Annotated in this window: 9 protein-coding genes and 1 pseudogene; 7 read left to right on the top strand and 3 right to left on the bottom strand. The window is 58.5% G+C overall.

Annotated features, from left to right (window positions below):
* Window positions 1-79: 79 nt before the first annotated feature.
* Together A15D_RS09150 and A15D_RS09145 are read right to left on the bottom strand one after the other, a co-directional pair.
* Entirely contained in the window at window positions 80-1549 is a 1470-nt protein-coding gene (locus A15D_RS09150) for a NarK family nitrate/nitrite MFS transporter (RefSeq protein ID WP_102791681.1), read from the bottom strand.
* A gap of 262 nt (window positions 1550-1811) precedes the next feature.
* Window positions 1812-3284: an MFS transporter gene (locus A15D_RS09145; protein ID WP_233192189.1), complete on the bottom strand. Its 1473-nt coding sequence runs from the start codon at window positions 3282-3284 to the stop codon at window positions 1812-1814.
* Window positions 3285-3609: 325 nt separating this feature from the next.
* On the opposite strand from A15D_RS09145, the gene nirB reads away from it, so the two are divergent.
* The 5 genes from nirB (at window position 3610) to A15D_RS09120 (ending at window position 11292) form a co-directional block, all read left to right on the top strand.
* Window positions 3610-6138, top strand: a complete 2529-nt coding sequence (gene nirB / locus A15D_RS09140) for a nitrite reductase large subunit NirB (RefSeq protein WP_102791679.1) — start codon at window positions 3610-3612, stop codon at window positions 6136-6138.
* Window positions 6139-6140: 2 nt separating this feature from the next.
* Window positions 6141-6491 (top strand): nitrite reductase small subunit NirD, encoded by a 351-nt coding sequence (gene nirD, locus A15D_RS09135; RefSeq protein WP_102791678.1) that lies wholly within the window; start codon window positions 6141-6143, stop codon window positions 6489-6491.
* Window positions 6492-6510: 19 nt separating this feature from the next.
* Entirely contained in the window at window positions 6511-7773 is a 1263-nt protein-coding gene (locus A15D_RS09130) for an NAD(P)/FAD-dependent oxidoreductase (RefSeq protein WP_102791677.1), read from the top strand.
* Complete coding sequence (locus tag A15D_RS09125) at window positions 7770-10385, top strand: nitrate reductase (RefSeq protein ID WP_102791676.1); 2616 nt, start codon at window positions 7770-7772, stop codon at window positions 10383-10385. Before A15D_RS09130 ends, A15D_RS09125 begins: the two co-directional genes overlap by 4 nt.
* A gap of 61 nt (window positions 10386-10446) precedes the next feature.
* The gene (locus A15D_RS09120) at window positions 10447-11292 is read left to right on the top strand and encodes a peroxiredoxin (RefSeq protein WP_102791742.1); all 846 of its coding nucleotides are present in this window, start codon (window positions 10447-10449) and stop codon (window positions 11290-11292) included.
* Window positions 11293-11476: 184 nt separating this feature from the next.
* Here A15D_RS09120 and A15D_RS09115 read toward each other — a convergent pair whose 3' ends face one another.
* Window positions 11477-12307: an ion transporter gene (locus A15D_RS09115; protein ID WP_199175834.1), complete on the bottom strand. Its 831-nt coding sequence runs from the start codon at window positions 12305-12307 to the stop codon at window positions 11477-11479.
* 112 nt (window positions 12308-12419) lie between these two features.
* On the opposite strand from A15D_RS09115, the gene A15D_RS09110 reads away from it, so the two are divergent.
* Both A15D_RS09110 and A15D_RS09105 read left to right on the top strand, forming a co-directional pair.
* On the top strand, window positions 12420-13424 hold the full coding sequence (locus A15D_RS09110) for an alpha/beta hydrolase (RefSeq protein ID WP_102791674.1): 1005 nt from the start codon (window positions 12420-12422) through the stop codon (window positions 13422-13424).
* A 188-nt stretch (window positions 13425-13612) separates the two neighbouring features.
* Window positions 13613-14937 (top strand): annotated as a pseudogene (locus tag A15D_RS09105) (hypothetical protein); the annotation flags it as partial.

The raw sequence follows: 14937 nt of genomic DNA, 5'->3' as shown, positions 1-14937 counted from the left end.
GGGCTCCAGGGTCTCACGGTTAACTGCGCCAGCCGCAGGGGCCTTGTGGCGGCCTGCGGCTGGTGAGCAGGGGTGGCGATCAGCCCACTTCAATAAGCTGGACTTCGCCTTTTTCGTCCACTTCGGCAATGTGACCTTTTGGCTCGTCCAGGAACTGGACGGCGGCCAGGGCCACGGCTGCACTGGCAGCAATCACCAGGAAGAAGGTGCTGGCGTCCACAAAGGTCAGGACGGTCAGGAAAATGACCGCACCGGTATTCCCGTAAGCGCCTACCATACCGGCGATTTGCCCGGTAAGACGACGCTTGATCAGCGGTACGGTGGCAAACACGGCACCTTCACCCGCCTGTACAAAGAAGGAACAACACATGGTGGCAACCACGGCCAGCAGCAGCGGCCAGGTTCCGCTGATCTGGCTCATCAGGCCGTATCCCACCATCAGGCCGGCAAGCAGGATGATCAGGGATTTCTTGCGTCCAAATTTATCAGACAACCAGCCGCCACCCGGGCGTGCCGCCAGATTCATAAAGGCATAACCGGACGCCAGCAGGCCGGCGGTCACGGGTTCAAGGCCAAAGGTGTCGGCGAAGAACAGCGGCAGCATGGACACCACCGCCAATTCGGAACCAAAGGTCACCAGGTAAGACAGATCGAGAATGGCGACCTGTTTGAAGTTATAGCGATCGTGTTCTTCGACACCTTCTTTCAGGTGTTCGCGGTTTACACGCCAGGCCTGGCCCATTTGCAGAATTGCCAGCGACAGGATCAGGGCAATCAGGACGTACTGAGCGGTGCTGCCAAACAGGGACAGGTTGCTCGGGCCAAGGCGCCATACGATGACCAGCAGGGCGGCGTACAGCGGGATACTCATGGCCAGATAGAAATACAGATCACGTTTGGTGCTGACTTCCAGTGCAGAGCTTTTCTTGGGTTTGAAGTAAGAGGCGCCAACCGGGGTGTTGCGGGCCCGCCACAGGAAGAACATACCGTACAGGAAGGCCAGAACACCGGTGCTGGCAATCGCCCAGCGCCAGCCGTTTTCACCGCCAAACATCAGTGCGACGGTGGGCAGGGTGATGGCTGCCGCGGCAGAACCGAAGTTGCCCCAGCCGCCGTAGACGCCTTCAGCCAGGCCCACTTCACGAGCCGGGAACCATTCACCAATCAGACGGATACCCACCACGAAGCCGGCGCCCACGAAACCCAGCAGCAAACGGGTGACGGCCAGCTGTTCAAAGGTGTTGGCCATGGCAAAGGCCCAGCAGGGCAGAGCGCCAAGCATCAGCAAGGTGCCAAACACGATACGGGGGCCGAAGCGATCGACCAGAGAGCCGATGACCACACGTGCAGGAATGGTCAGGGCCACGTTGAGAATCAGCAAGGCCTTGACCTGTTCGGTGGTCAGGTCAAATACCTCACGCAGGTGACCCATTAGCGGGGCGTGGGAAAACCACACCACAAAGGTAATAAAGAAAGCGACCCAGCTCAGGTGCAGCAGCCGGATGCGCGGTGCAGAGAAATTCAGCAGGTTCAGCTTGTCGGCGCTCATGGTAACTCCATAGACGGCAGCGTTGATGACAAGCTCATATCAAGCAAAGGGTGTGCCAGATTGTAAGGGTCTGATAGTAATGGTTTTTTTGTTGTTTTGGCGTTATTTGGCGACAGGCTGATGTGCAAGCGGTGCGCGGGGCGCCGTTCGCTGGTGCATAAAAAGTGAGCGCCATTGGGGCATAAACGGGCTTGGCTGTCCGGGTGGGTGCCCCGGACCGCCAGCGGGAAATGCCATGCCTTGCCCGTGCCTGCCATACGGTTCAGCCCACCTCAATCAGTTGAACCTGGCCATCTTCATCCACTTCCGCAATGTGCCCTTTGGGCTCATCAAGGAACTGGACTGCGGCCAGCACGACAGCGGCGCAACCCGCGATTACCAGGAAGAAGGTGCTGGCGTTCACGAAGGTGAGCGCGGTGAGGAAAATCACTGCCCCGGCATTGCCGTAGGCGCCCACCATGCCGGAAATCTGGCCGGTCAGGCGGCGCTTGATCAGGGGGACAGTGGCAAATACCGCGCCTGCACCGCCCTGGACAAAGCAGGAGCACACCATGGTGGCGACCATGGCCACCAGCACAGGCCAGCTGCTGTTGATCTGGCTGAGGAGTATGAAGCCCAGCAATAGACCGCCAATAAGAATGGTCAGTGCTTTCTTGCGGCCGATACGGTCAGACAGCCAGCCGCCACCGGGGCGGGCAATCAGATTGGTGAACGCAAAGCCGGAGGCTAGCAGGCCGGCGGTCACCGGAGTCACTTCGGCAAAGGTGTCGAGAAAGAACAGAGGCAGCATGGATTTCACTGCCAGCTCGGCGCCAAAGGTGATGAAGTAGGACAGATCGAGAATGGCCACCTGTTTGAAGGGGTACTTGTCATGCTTGGGGGCCGGTTCGAGCATGCGTTCGCGGTTCACCTTCCAGACCTGGGAAAGCTGGATCACTGCCAGAGCCAGCACCAGCGACGCCATCATCCATTGGGTCGCTTCACCGTACAGATCAAACCCCTGCGGGCCGAGCCGCCAGACAATGACGCCAAGGGCGATATATAGCGGCAGGCACGCGCCCACATAGAAGAACAGGTCTCGCCGATTACTGACTTCCAGTGCGGTGGCTTTTTTGGGTTTGAAATAGGAGGCGCCAGCGGGGGTGTTGCGGGCACGCCACAGAAACACCAGGCCGTACACAAACGCCAGGGCGCCAGTGCTGGCGATCGCCCAGCGCCAGCCGTTTTCACCACCAAACCACAGAGCCAGTGATGGCAGGGCGACATAAGAGGCAAACGCACCGAAGTTCCCCCAGCCACCGTAGACGCCTTCTGCCAGGCCCACTTCCTTGGCGGGGAACCACTCACTGATCAGCCGGATCCCGACGACAAAACCGGCACCGACAAAGCCGAGCAGAAGGCGGGTGATCGCCAGCTGTTCGAAGTTGGTGGCCATGGCAAAGGCCCAGCACGGGAAGGCCGCAGTAATCAGCAGGGTGCCGAATACGATACGGGGGCCAAAGCGGTCCACCAGGGAGCCAATGATGACCCGGGCCGGAATGGTAAGGGCAACATTCAAGATCAGTAGTGCCTTTACCTGTTCGCTGGTCAGATCAAACACCTCCCGAAGGTGGCCCATGAGTGGCGCGTGGGAAAACCACACGGCAAAACTGATAAAGAAGGCCAGCCAGCTCAGGTGTAGCAAGCGAATGCGTGGGGAGGACAGATTAAACAGATTCAGCTTGTCGGCGCTCACGAAAACTCCATACATGGGCGATTAACGGTCTGTGTTTGTGAGCAACTCCTGTGCCACTTGTTTAACCCTATGATTTGTATAGGTAAACAGGGCGAAAGAGGGGGGCGTGCGCCGGGATAGTGCGCAAAGGGGGAGCGCGAAAATGGAACATTTCGGTGCACGAAAAAGTGCATCCTTGTCGTGCATTGGCGCATTAAAAGAACGCACATTTTCTGTAGGGTATTCCGTTATAACGGCAAAAACTCAATAAAAACAACAAGATAAAAAGTTGGCACAAGGGTTGCTTTGGGGTGGGTGTCAGTTACGCACCGCGAGGGTGAGCCTTATGGCAAAGCAACAACTTCTTTTGATCGGTCACGGCATGGTGGGCCAGCGTTATCTGGAATCGCTGGTAGCCCAGGGTGGCCGTGAACAATTCGACGTTACCGTGCTGTGTGAAGAGCCGCTGCCGGCCTACGACCGGGTTGGGCTTACCAGCTACTTTTCCGGCAAGACCGCCGACGACCTGTCACTGGTGCCGCAGGGCTTTTTTGAAGAGCACGGTATTACCCTGAAGCTCAAGACCCGAGCCGACAGCATTGATCGAGCTGCCAAAACTGTGACCACCAATACCGGTGAGACCCTGGCTTACGACAAGCTGGTGCTGGCCACGGGGTCCTACCCGTTTGTGCCGCCGATCCCGGGCAACGATCGCGATAATTGCTTTGTGTACCGCACCATCGATGATCTGGATGCCATGATTGCCGCCAGTAAAGGCGGCAAAGTCGGCGCTGTGGTCGGCGGGGGGCTACTCGGCCTGGAAGCCGCCAAGGCATTACACGATCTGGGTCTGGAAACCCATGTGGTGGAATTTGCCCCGCGCTTGATGGCCGTTCAGGTGGATGATTTCGGTGGTGGTCTGCTGAAAGACAAAATTCAGGAACTGGGTGTGACTGTGCATACCAGCACTGGCACTCAGGAGATTATTGATGGCGAAAGCTGCAAACACCGTATGGTGTTTGGTGAAGACAAGCATCTGGAAACGGACCTGATTGTCTTTTCCGCTGGTATCCGTCCGCAGGATGCCCTGGGTCGTGCCTGCGAACTGGAGCTGGGCGAGCGCGGCGGTATCGTCGTCAACGATCACTGTGTGACTTCAGATGAAGATGTTTACGCCATCGGTGAAGTGGCATTGTGGAATGGCCGTATCTTTGGTCTGGTGGCGCCGGGCTACCAGATGGCGGAAATTGCTGCCGAGCACTTGATGGGCAAGGCCGAAAAAGCGTTCCAGGGTGCCGATATGAGCACCAAGCTCAAACTGATGGGCGTGGATGTCGCGTCCATCGGTGATGCGCACGGCAACACCCCGGGCTGTCGCAGCACCGTGTTCATGGATCAGACCGCTGGCATTTACAAGAAGGCGGTGGTCAGCGAGTGCGGCAAGAAACTGCTTGGCGCGGTGCTGGTCGGCGACGCCGCCGATTATGGCAACCTGCTGCAACTGTGCCTTAACGAAATGGATTTGCCTGGCGATCCGGCAGCCCTGGTGGCGCCGGTCTCTGATGGCGCCCCCTTGCTGGGTGCCGATGCCCTGCCAGACACCGCCCAAATCTGTTCTTGTAACAACGTTTCCAAAGGCGATCTGTGTGCGGCTATCGATGGTGGCTGCATGACCGTGGGCGACCTGAAAGCCTGCACCAATGCCGCGGGTACTTGTGGTGGCTGTGCTGCACTGGTGAAACAGGTGCTCGACAGCGAGTTGGAAAAACGGGGTGTGGAAGTCAACAACCACGTCTGCGAGCACTTCCCGTATTCCCGTGAGGAAATCTATCACCTGGTACGTGTTGGCCAGATCACCACGTTTGATCAGCTGCTGGAAAAACATGGCAGCGGTGATGGTTGTGATATCTGTAAACCGACCGTGGCCAATGTGCTGGCTTCCTGCTGGAACGATTGGGTCTTGAACAAACCCCATGCGGGCCTGCAGGACACCAACGATTACTTCATGGGCAATATGCAGCGCGACGGTACCTATTCCATCGTGCCCCGCGTTGCCGGTGGTGAAATCACTCCGGACAAGTTGATTGTGCTCGGTGAAGTGGCCAAGAAATATGACCTTTACACCAAGATTACCGGTGGTCAGCGGGTCGATCTTTTCGGTGCCCGCGTCGATCAGCTTCCCGAAATCTGGAAAATTCTGGTCGAGGCCGGTTTTGAAACCGGTCATGCCTATGGCAAGTCGGTGCGGACCGTGAAGTCCTGCGTGGGTTCGACCTGGTGCCGTTACGGTGTGAAGGATTCGGTAGGTACTGCCATCCAGATCGAAGAGCGCTACAAAGGGCTGCGCAGCCCGCACAAACTCAAATTTGCGGTCAGTGGTTGTACCCGTGAATGTGCCGAGGCGCAGAGCAAGGATGTGGGTGTCATTGCTACCGAGAAAGGTTGGAATCTGTATGTCTGTGGTAATGGCGGCATGCGCCCTCGTCATGCCGATCTGTTTGCCTCGGATCTTAGCGATGAGGAACTGATCAAGTACACCGATCGCTTCCTGATGTTCTATATCAAGACGGCTGATCGCCTGCAGCGCACCAGTGTCTGGATGGAAAACCTGGAGGGCGGCCTCGAATACCTCAAGGACGTGATCATCAATGATTCGCTGGGGATCGGTGAAGAGCTGGAAGCGCAAATGCAGCACGTAATTGCAACCTATCAGTGCGAATGGAAGACCGCCATCGAAGACGAGGAAGCGGTCAAGCGCTTCAAGCACTTTGTTAACGATGACGCCAACGATGACAACCTGCAGTACGTTCGTGAGCGTGGCCAACGTCGCCCGGCCTACGAGCACGAACGCATTGAAATGGTCCAGGAGGCCTGATCATGAACAGTTCTGTTGCCGTGGAATGGAAAGCCGTTTGCAAGGTCAGTGATGTGTTGCCGGGCACCGGGGTAGGCGTTCGTCTGCCGGCGGGCCAGGCCGCACTGTTCTGTACCCGTGATGGCCAGTTTTATGCGTTGGACAACCTGGATCCCTTCAGTCATGCCAATGTGCTGAGTCGAGGGATCCTCGGATCGATCGGGGACCGCAAGGTCGTGGCCTCGCCGATCTACAAACAGCACTTCGATCTGGAAACCGGTCAGTGTATCGAAGACGAAACCGTCAGCCTGAATGTCTACCCGGTTCGGGTGGAGGGTGACGTGATCGAAGTGGCCATGTCGGCCGCGCACTGACCGCAAGGGCAAGGCAGTAATGAAAAAACTGGTAGTAATTGGTAACGGCATGGCGGCGATCCGTCTGCTGGAAGAGGTGACTCGCCTGGCGCCGGATCTGTATCAGATCACGGTGGTCGGGGAAGAACCTTTTGCCGGTTACAACCGGGTCATGCTGTCGCCCCTGTTGGGTGGTGGGACTGACGAAGTCACGATCACCACCCACCCGCACCAGTGGTACCGGGACCGGGGAATTCGACTCATAACCGGTTCACCGGTGGTGGCTATCCGCCGCCACCGTCGTCAGGTGGTCACTGCCGCCGGCCACAAGCTGGACTACGACCGCCTGGTGCTGGCTACCGGGGCTGCACCCCGCCAGCTTCCCGTTGAGGGAGTGAATTTAGACGGCGTCATGAGCTTTCGCGATCTCTATGACGTGCGCAAGTTGTTGTCGCTCTCGGCCGCCCGTGTGGTGGTCGTGGGCGGCGGCTTTTTAGGGCTTGAGGCCGCCGATGCACTGGTGAAGCAGGGGCATGATGTCACCCTGGTTCACAGTCGCGGCCACTTGCTCAATCAGCAACTCGATGAGGCAGCCGGTCATCGCCTGCAACACGACCTGGAAAAACGGGGCGTGAAATTTGTCATGCAGGCCCGCACGGCTGCCATCGAGAGCGCTGATACGAAAACGCAAGGGCAGGGCCGCGTGGCGGCTGTCAGGCTGGCCGATGGTCAGCGTCTGCCTGCAGATTATGTGGTTCAGGCCGTGGGTATTGTTCCGCGGACGGAACTGGCCGATTACGCAGGCTTAAGCGTTAACCAAGGTGTTCGTGTTGATGACACCTTGCAAACGTTTGACCCTGCTATTTATGCCATTGGCGAATGCGTGGAGCACCGTAACCGGACCTTCGGTCTGGTCGCACCGCTGTATGAACAGGCAGCGGTGTGTGCCAGCCATCTGGCGGAACTGGGCCACCGGCGATATCTCTATGCCGATAGTGCCACCCGCCTGAAAATTTCCGGTATTGATCTGGTCTCGTTTGGCGATTTTGAAGGCGCAGGCACAGGCAGTGAAGGGGAAACCCTGCAGCTGTCTCTGCCGGGTGGTTACCGTCGTCTTCAGGTTCGTGATAACCGGATCATCGGCATGGTGCTGTATGGCGATGTGTCTGACGCTGCCTTTTACGAAACCTTGTGGCGCGAGCATGCAGATATCGGCGCCCGTCGCCAGGTGTTGCTGCTGGGCGAAGCGTTCTACAAGGCAGCGGACAGGGGCGGCGACGGCGAGGAGGAAATTGCCGCATGAGTAGTATCTGTACCACTTGCCCGTATTGTGGCGTAGGTTGCGGAATTCGCACCGATGGCAAGGAGCTGCAAGGCGATTCAGCACACCCGGCCAACGCGGGCCGGTTGTGTGTGAAGGGCTCGTCTGTACTGGAAACCCTGGGCGACCAGGACCGCTTGCTGTATCCCGATATCGATGGGGAAAGGGTGAGCTGGGACCGGGCACTGGACGAAGTGGCCGAGCGTTTTCGCCGTATCGTGGATGAACATGGCCCCGATGCCGTGGCCTTTTATGTCTCCGGCCAGCTGCTCACCGAAGATTACTATGTGGCCAACAAATTGATGAAGGGCTACATCGGCAGTGCCAACATTGATACCAATTCTCGCCTGTGCATGAGCAGTGCGGTGGTCGCCCACAAGCGTGCCTTTGGTGAAGATGTTGTGCCGGGCTGTTATGAAGATCTGGAAATCGCAGATCTGGTGATTCTTACTGGCTCCAACACCGCCTGGGCACATCCGATCGTGTACCAGCGCATTGCTGCGGCAAAGCAGGCACGGCCGGAAATGAAAGTGGTGGTGATTGATCCTCGCCGTACCGCCACCTGCGATCTTGCCGACCTGCATATACCGGTGCGTCCCGGTCAGGATGTGCCGTTGTTCAACGGTCTGCTGACCTGGCTGGATGATCACAACGCGCTGGACCAGGATTACATTGCCCATCATACCAACGGCTTTGATCAGGCACTGGCTACAGCCCGCGCCCAGGGTAACGACTGGGACGCACTATCCCGACAGCTGGGGGTGTCGAAAGTCGATCTGACCACCTTTTATCACTGGTTTGCGGCCTGCGAACGCACTGTGACAGTGTTTTCACAGGGGGTGAATCAGGCCCGAAACGGCTCAGACCAGGGCAACGCGATTATCAATGCCCACCTGGCTACCGGCCGTGTCGGCAAGCCGGGCGCCAGCCCGTTCTCGATTACCGGGCAGCCTAATGCCATGGGCGGGCGCGAAGTGGGCGGTCTGGCCAACCAGCTGGCCGTGCACCTGGATATCGATAACCCCGAACATCACGCCGCGGTGGCGGATTTCTGGCAGACCGAACAGTTGGCAAAACATAACGGACTCACCGCCGTGGACCTGTTCAATGCGGTGGAAAGTGGCGAGGTAAAAGCGGTTTGGATCATGGCCACCAACCCGGTGGATTCCCTGCCAGAGGCCGACCGGGTTCGTCACGCCTTGATGGGATGCGACACGGTGGTGGTCTCCGACTGTGTGGCCAGCGGCGATACCCTCGCGTGTGCGGACATCCGCCTGCCCGCATTGGGCTGGAGTGAGAAGTCCGGCATGGTCACCAACTCCGAGCGCTGTATTTCCCGTCAGCGGCCGTTTCAGCCCGCCCCGGGAGAAGCCCGGGCGGATTGGTGGATTATCACCGAAGTGGCGCGCCGTATGGGGTACAGCCAGGGATTCGGTTATCAGCACGAACACGAAATTTTTGCCGAGTACTCGGCGCTCACCGCATTGGCAGGCCGGTTTGGCAAGCGGCTTGACCTGACTGCTGCGGCGGAACTGAGTGCCGACCAATACGAGCAGTGGCAGCCCCAACAATGGCCACTGCAGGGCGGTGCCCGTTGCTTTGCGGACGGCACGTTCTCCACCCCGGATGGCCGTGCCCGTTTTGTGGCCTGCGAGAATCCGGTGGTGCGCGAGATTGGCGACAGCTTCCCGATCATTCTCAACAGTGGCCGTATTCGCGACCAGTGGCACACCATGACGCGCACCGGGCGCGCAGGTCGCTTGTTTGCCCACCTCAGCGAGCCGTTTGCGGCTTTGCATCCCAAAGACATCGAGCGTTACCGACTCGCAGATGGCGGTTTTGTCCGCCTGACCAGCCGGGTGGGTGATGCGTTGGTGCGGGTTAAAAGCGATGGCGGGCAGCGTCCCGGTACCGCGTTTATGCCCATGCACTGGACTGATCAGTTTTCTCGTCGGGCCCGGGTTGATGCCCTGGTACCGGCACGTCTGGATCCGCATTCCGGCCAGCCAGCGTTCAAACATACGCCGGTTAATGTCAGCGACTGGCAACCCCGCTGGCATGGCTGGTTGTTCACGGCGGCAACCCCGCCCGCCGTGGAGTACTGGGCCCGAGTTCCCGTCGATGCATTTTTGCAGGCGGGCCAGGTACAACGCTATCGGCTGGCCGGCGATGCGGACCTAACCGAACAACAACTTCACGAATGGATGCCAGAGGCCGCCCAGTGGCTGGCGCTGAATGATCCCTCTACCGGGCATTTCCGCCGTGCGGCTCTGGACAGCGATGGCAAGCTGATTGCCTGGCTGGCCATTGGCGAAACCCTGCCGCTGTGTGACGTGGAGTGGCTGGCGACGTGCTTCACTGAAGGCAGTGAAGTGCAGGCGCTATCGATTCTGGCCGGGCAACCCGCAGATGCCGGTCCCGATCTGGGGCCGGTGATTTGCAGCTGTCATCAGGTTCGACAGAAGACTATCGAGGCAGCAGTGGAAGAGGGCGCTGATTCCGTGGAAGCCATTGGCAAGTGCTGCAAGGCCGGCACCAACTGTGGCTCGTGTATTCCGGAGCTGCGCGGTCTTCTGGAAACCTGCAGCGCCTGATTTCTTTTGTAACGCCTGTCCCCATTGTGCATCCAATGGCGAATGCACAATGGGGTTGTCCATGAAAAGTCTCAAATCCTTGTTTATTTCCGGTCTGATTTCCCTCGCGGTAGCCACGGTCGTCTTCGCTCTGTGGTTGCTGGTGTCGTCCGGGAATCTGGCGTCGCTGGCGTTGCTGCTTGCCGCTGTTCCCATGCTGGTGTTTCTGGGATGGCTGTTTCTGGGGAAACCGGCACGGACCAGTGCGTCATTGCCCTGGGTCTTCTGGCCCTCAATGCTGGGCACCCTAGCCGTGATCAGTCTGTTTCTGGCCGGGCATGCCTGTTGGTTAATGACCACGCTTGCGGTGCTGAATCTGGCCGGGGTGCATCTCTATATTCGTTGGTACAGCCGTTATCAACAGCGCCCGGTGGTGGCGAAAGTCGGTGAAATGCTGCCGGCAGTACAGTTTACCAATCTTGAGAATCGTCCGGTGACGGTGGCGGACTTTGCGGGCAGCCCGGTGGTGATGTTGTTCTTTCGGGGTAACTGGTGTCCGTTATGTCTTGCCCAGATACGCGAAGTGGCAGCGGCCTATCAGTCCCTGCAAGAAAAGGGGGTACGTGTGGCGCTGATCAGTCCGCAATCCCATGCCCAGTCGGCGGAACTGGCGAAACAGTTTTCAGTGAATTTTGACTATCTGCGAGATGATGACAATGCTGCCGCCCGTGCGCTGGGGATTCTCGACGCGGGGGGCACGCCGGCGGGACTCGAGGTGCTGGGCTATGACAGTGATACGGTCATGCCCACGGTGTTGATCCTGGACGCTCAAGGGCGATTGGTGTTCCAGCATCTGACCGATAACTACCGGATTCGCCCGGAGCCTTCCCTGTTTATTGAAGTGCTGGAGCGCGAGGGCCTTATTTAAGGTTGATCGCGGATTAGCGGTAAAGCAGATAGGTCGGACGTCTGACGCAAAAGGCAGAAAAATGGTAGTCCCAGAGGTTCATGATCCTCTGGGACCTGCACGAGGAACAGTGCCTCTGCCCAGGGGACGCAAGCCCTGACACCTCACCGTTGCGGTTAAGCCGTAGACGCACGGCATAGCAAGCTTAGCCATCCGGCCCTTTCAGCGACAACTTTGGCAGCTCATTGCCACACTGCTTGCAGAACCGGGCATCCGGGTCGTGCGCGTGGCGGTGGCAATGGGTGCACTCGCGCTCGTACTGCATGCTGGTGCGCGCGGCAGAAATTTCGGCTGTGACGATGCCGGTAGGCACCGCAATGATGGCGTAGCCGGTGATCATGGCCAGTGATGCAATCAGTTGCCCCAGTGGCGTCTGCGGGGAAATATCGCCGTAACCGACCGTGGTGATCGTGACGATGGCCCAGTAAATACTGCGCGGGATGCTGGTGAAGCCGTTCCTGGGGCCCTCGACGACATACATCAGGCTGCCGAAGATAATGATCACCACAAAAACCGAAAACATGAATACGGCAATCTTGCGCCGGGTTCGTACCAGTGCCAGCCCCAGTTGATTGGCTTCGCCCATGAACTTGGCCAGCTTCATCACCCGGAAGACTCTCAGCACACGCAGAGCACGGATGGTCAGCAGATAATTGGAGCCGGGAACAAACAGGCTCAGGTAGGTGGGGATAATGGAAAGCAGGTCAACGATGCCGAAAAAACTGCGTGCATAGCGCAACGGGCGATCACTGACCCAAAGCCGTACCCCATATTCGAGTGTGAAGAGAAGGGTAAAAAACCATTCGGCGGCGTATAGCCAGGTGCCGTAATCCTCATGGAGTCCGGAAACGCTATCCAGCATTACCGCGACCACACTGCCGAGAATCGCCACAATCAGGAGCACATCAAACAGCTGCCCGGCCGGGGTATCGGTACCAAAAATGATATGCCGCCAGCGTTGGCGCAGTGATTCCATACCGCGTCTCGTCTTCCTGTCGTTCATTGATCAACAAAGCTGAGGCTATTGTGGCTTGTTCCCCAAAGAATGACCACTTACTCTGGTTTTGGGCCAGTGGAATAACGATGCAATGAACGACAATAACAACCAGTATTTTCGTGCCGTCAGCTGGCAGGGCAAGGCCATTGGCGCCGCTCTGCGAGGGGTTGTGAAACCGGTGGTGAATCGGGTGCGCTTTACCCCGCGGTTCATGAAGTTTTCACAACTGGGGTTTGATGCGGCAACGCTTGCCTTACCGGTTCCATCGGATGTGCACATTGCCCGTGCACATGTGGGGGGCGTACCCGGTGAATGGTTGATCGCCGGCCGGCAGGTGCGGGCCAGTCGAGTGGTGCTGTATTTTCATGGCGGTGCCTATTTTTTTGGTTCACCGCGATCGCACCGGGCAGTGACTTGGCGAATGAGCCACTATTGCCGGGCAAAAGTGCTGGCGCTGGACTACCGGCAGCCGCCGGACTGGTGTTACCCGGCTCCCCTTGAGGATGCGGTGAGCGCCTATCGGGCCCTGTTGTCGCAGGGCTATGATCCGCAGCAGATTGTCTTCGCCGGGGATTCTGCCGGAGGCAATCTGTCATTGGTCACTCTGCTGCGGCTGCGTGAAATGGGCTTGCCGTTGCCGTCCTGTACTGTGCTCATTAGTCCCTGGGGCGATCTGACCTGCTCTGGTGATTCGATTCGTGACAATGTGGACAAAGACCCCCTGATTCCCCTGGACGCACTGCGTTTCGTGTCGGCCTCCTATAGTCGCGGAGAGGACCCTGCAGCGCCTGCATTGTCACCCGTATTTGCGGATTTCACAGGCCTGCCGCCCATGATCATTCAGGTTGGCAGCACAGAGGTGCTGCTCAGCGATGCCCAGCGGATTGCTCAGCGCGCCGAGGCGGCGGGCGTGGCCTGTCGGTTGCAGGTGTGGGAAAACATGCCCCACGTGTTTCAGGCGCTGTCTGCCTGGTTGCCCGAGGCCGGGCAGGCATTTCGCGAAATCGGCGCTTTCGTGCACCCGCATCTCAGCAAGACGGATAACCACCGCCATGTGCGCGCCCATGCCTCCGTGGTGATGGGCTCTTCCAAGTGATAAGCATGGATCTGTTATCAAAAAGTTGCGTTGACCCGTCTTCAGACACGATCGGGTAACGCTGGCTACGCTCGCTTACATTCTGTCAACGGCGTTGCTCTACAGCAGATTGCACATCCCTTCCATAGTCGCACATGCAATCTCCCCAAGGGGGGAACATAACGACAAAGCACATGGAGGGGTTCACCTTGGCTAATCAACTCAAACTTCTGGTAGGTAGCAGCGCCCTTGCGGCCATGCTGGCCGCCTGCGGTGGCGGTGGCGGCAGTTCTTCGCCGGCCGCAGACGCCGCGGGCGCAGCCGCCCGTGCCCTGCCACCAGAAATCGCAGACATCATTGATCAGGAAAACCCGCTGACTGATGCGCTCTGTCCGGCCACCAGTAGTGCGCCTGACGAGCTTGGCAACATCAGCCCGGAAGCCTGTATGGACGAAGGCGAAGAGGAGGCTGAGGAAGATACCGGCTATACCTTGTCGCTGAATCCGGTGGTTCAACAGTTCTGTCCCGAAGCGGCACAGGCCTTTGATGCCACCCTGACGTTCAACGGCGAACTGTTGGATCAGGATTTTATTTACGACACCGATACGTCGTTCGATGGTAGCGCCAGTTTTCCGGCGGCCTGTTTGCAGGAAGCTGCCGGCAACCTGCAAAACGTGGGTGACATGATTGGTGGTTCCAACCCGATCACTGAAGCGATCTGTCCGGAAGAATCCGCTGATGGCGAGGTGGATCCGGCGAACTGTTTCGCTGAAGCTGCGGGCAGCGGCGGTTTGCCTGGCGGCGGTGATGGCGGTGGCTTGCCTGGTGCTGACCAGATTACCGAGCAACTGTGCCCGGAAGCCGGGGCCGGTGAGTTTAACGAAGAAACCCCGATGAACTGTCTGGATGAAGCCAGCCGTAACTATGTGGCCATCTATGACCTGATTACCGAAAGCAATGAGTTGACCAGCCAGATCTGCCCGGAAGATTCGGCAGATGGCCGCATCGACCCACCGAAATGTTTCGCCGAAGCCCTGATGGGGGCGGGTGGTTTCCCCGGTGATGGCGGTGGAGATGGCGGTGACGGTGGCGATGGGGGCGACCCGAGCAATCCGTTTGCTCCTGTCATGGAACAGTTCTGTCCCGAAACCGCACAGCTTGAAATCGGTGCCTCAACCGCGTTTGACTGCCTGGCCGAAGCCGGTGGTAACTTCCAGGATGTTCAGGACCTGCTGTTGGGCCCGAACCCTCTGACCGAAAACCTGTGCCCGGAAGCCGCACAAACGACGCCGATTGATCCTGCCGCCTGTTTCACCGAAGCGGCTGAAAGCGGTCTGCCCGGTGGTGGCGGTGGTGACAATCCGTTGGCGCCGGTGCTGGAACAGTTCTGTCCGGAAACCGCTGCCGGTGACGTTGGCCCGACCACGCCGATCGACTGTCTGACGGAAGCCGGTGCCGCCTTTGCTGACGTGCAGGACCTGATCTCAGGTTCCAACCCGCTCACCGAGCAGCTTTGCCCGGAAGAATCCGCTGA

The sequence above is a fragment of the Alcanivorax sp. MD8A genome (genome assembly GCF_002888555.1).
In the GTDB taxonomy this organism is placed as follows: Bacteria; Pseudomonadota; Gammaproteobacteria; order Pseudomonadales; family Alcanivoracaceae; genus Alcanivorax.
This window is presented reverse-complemented; position numbering and strand designations above follow the sequence as displayed.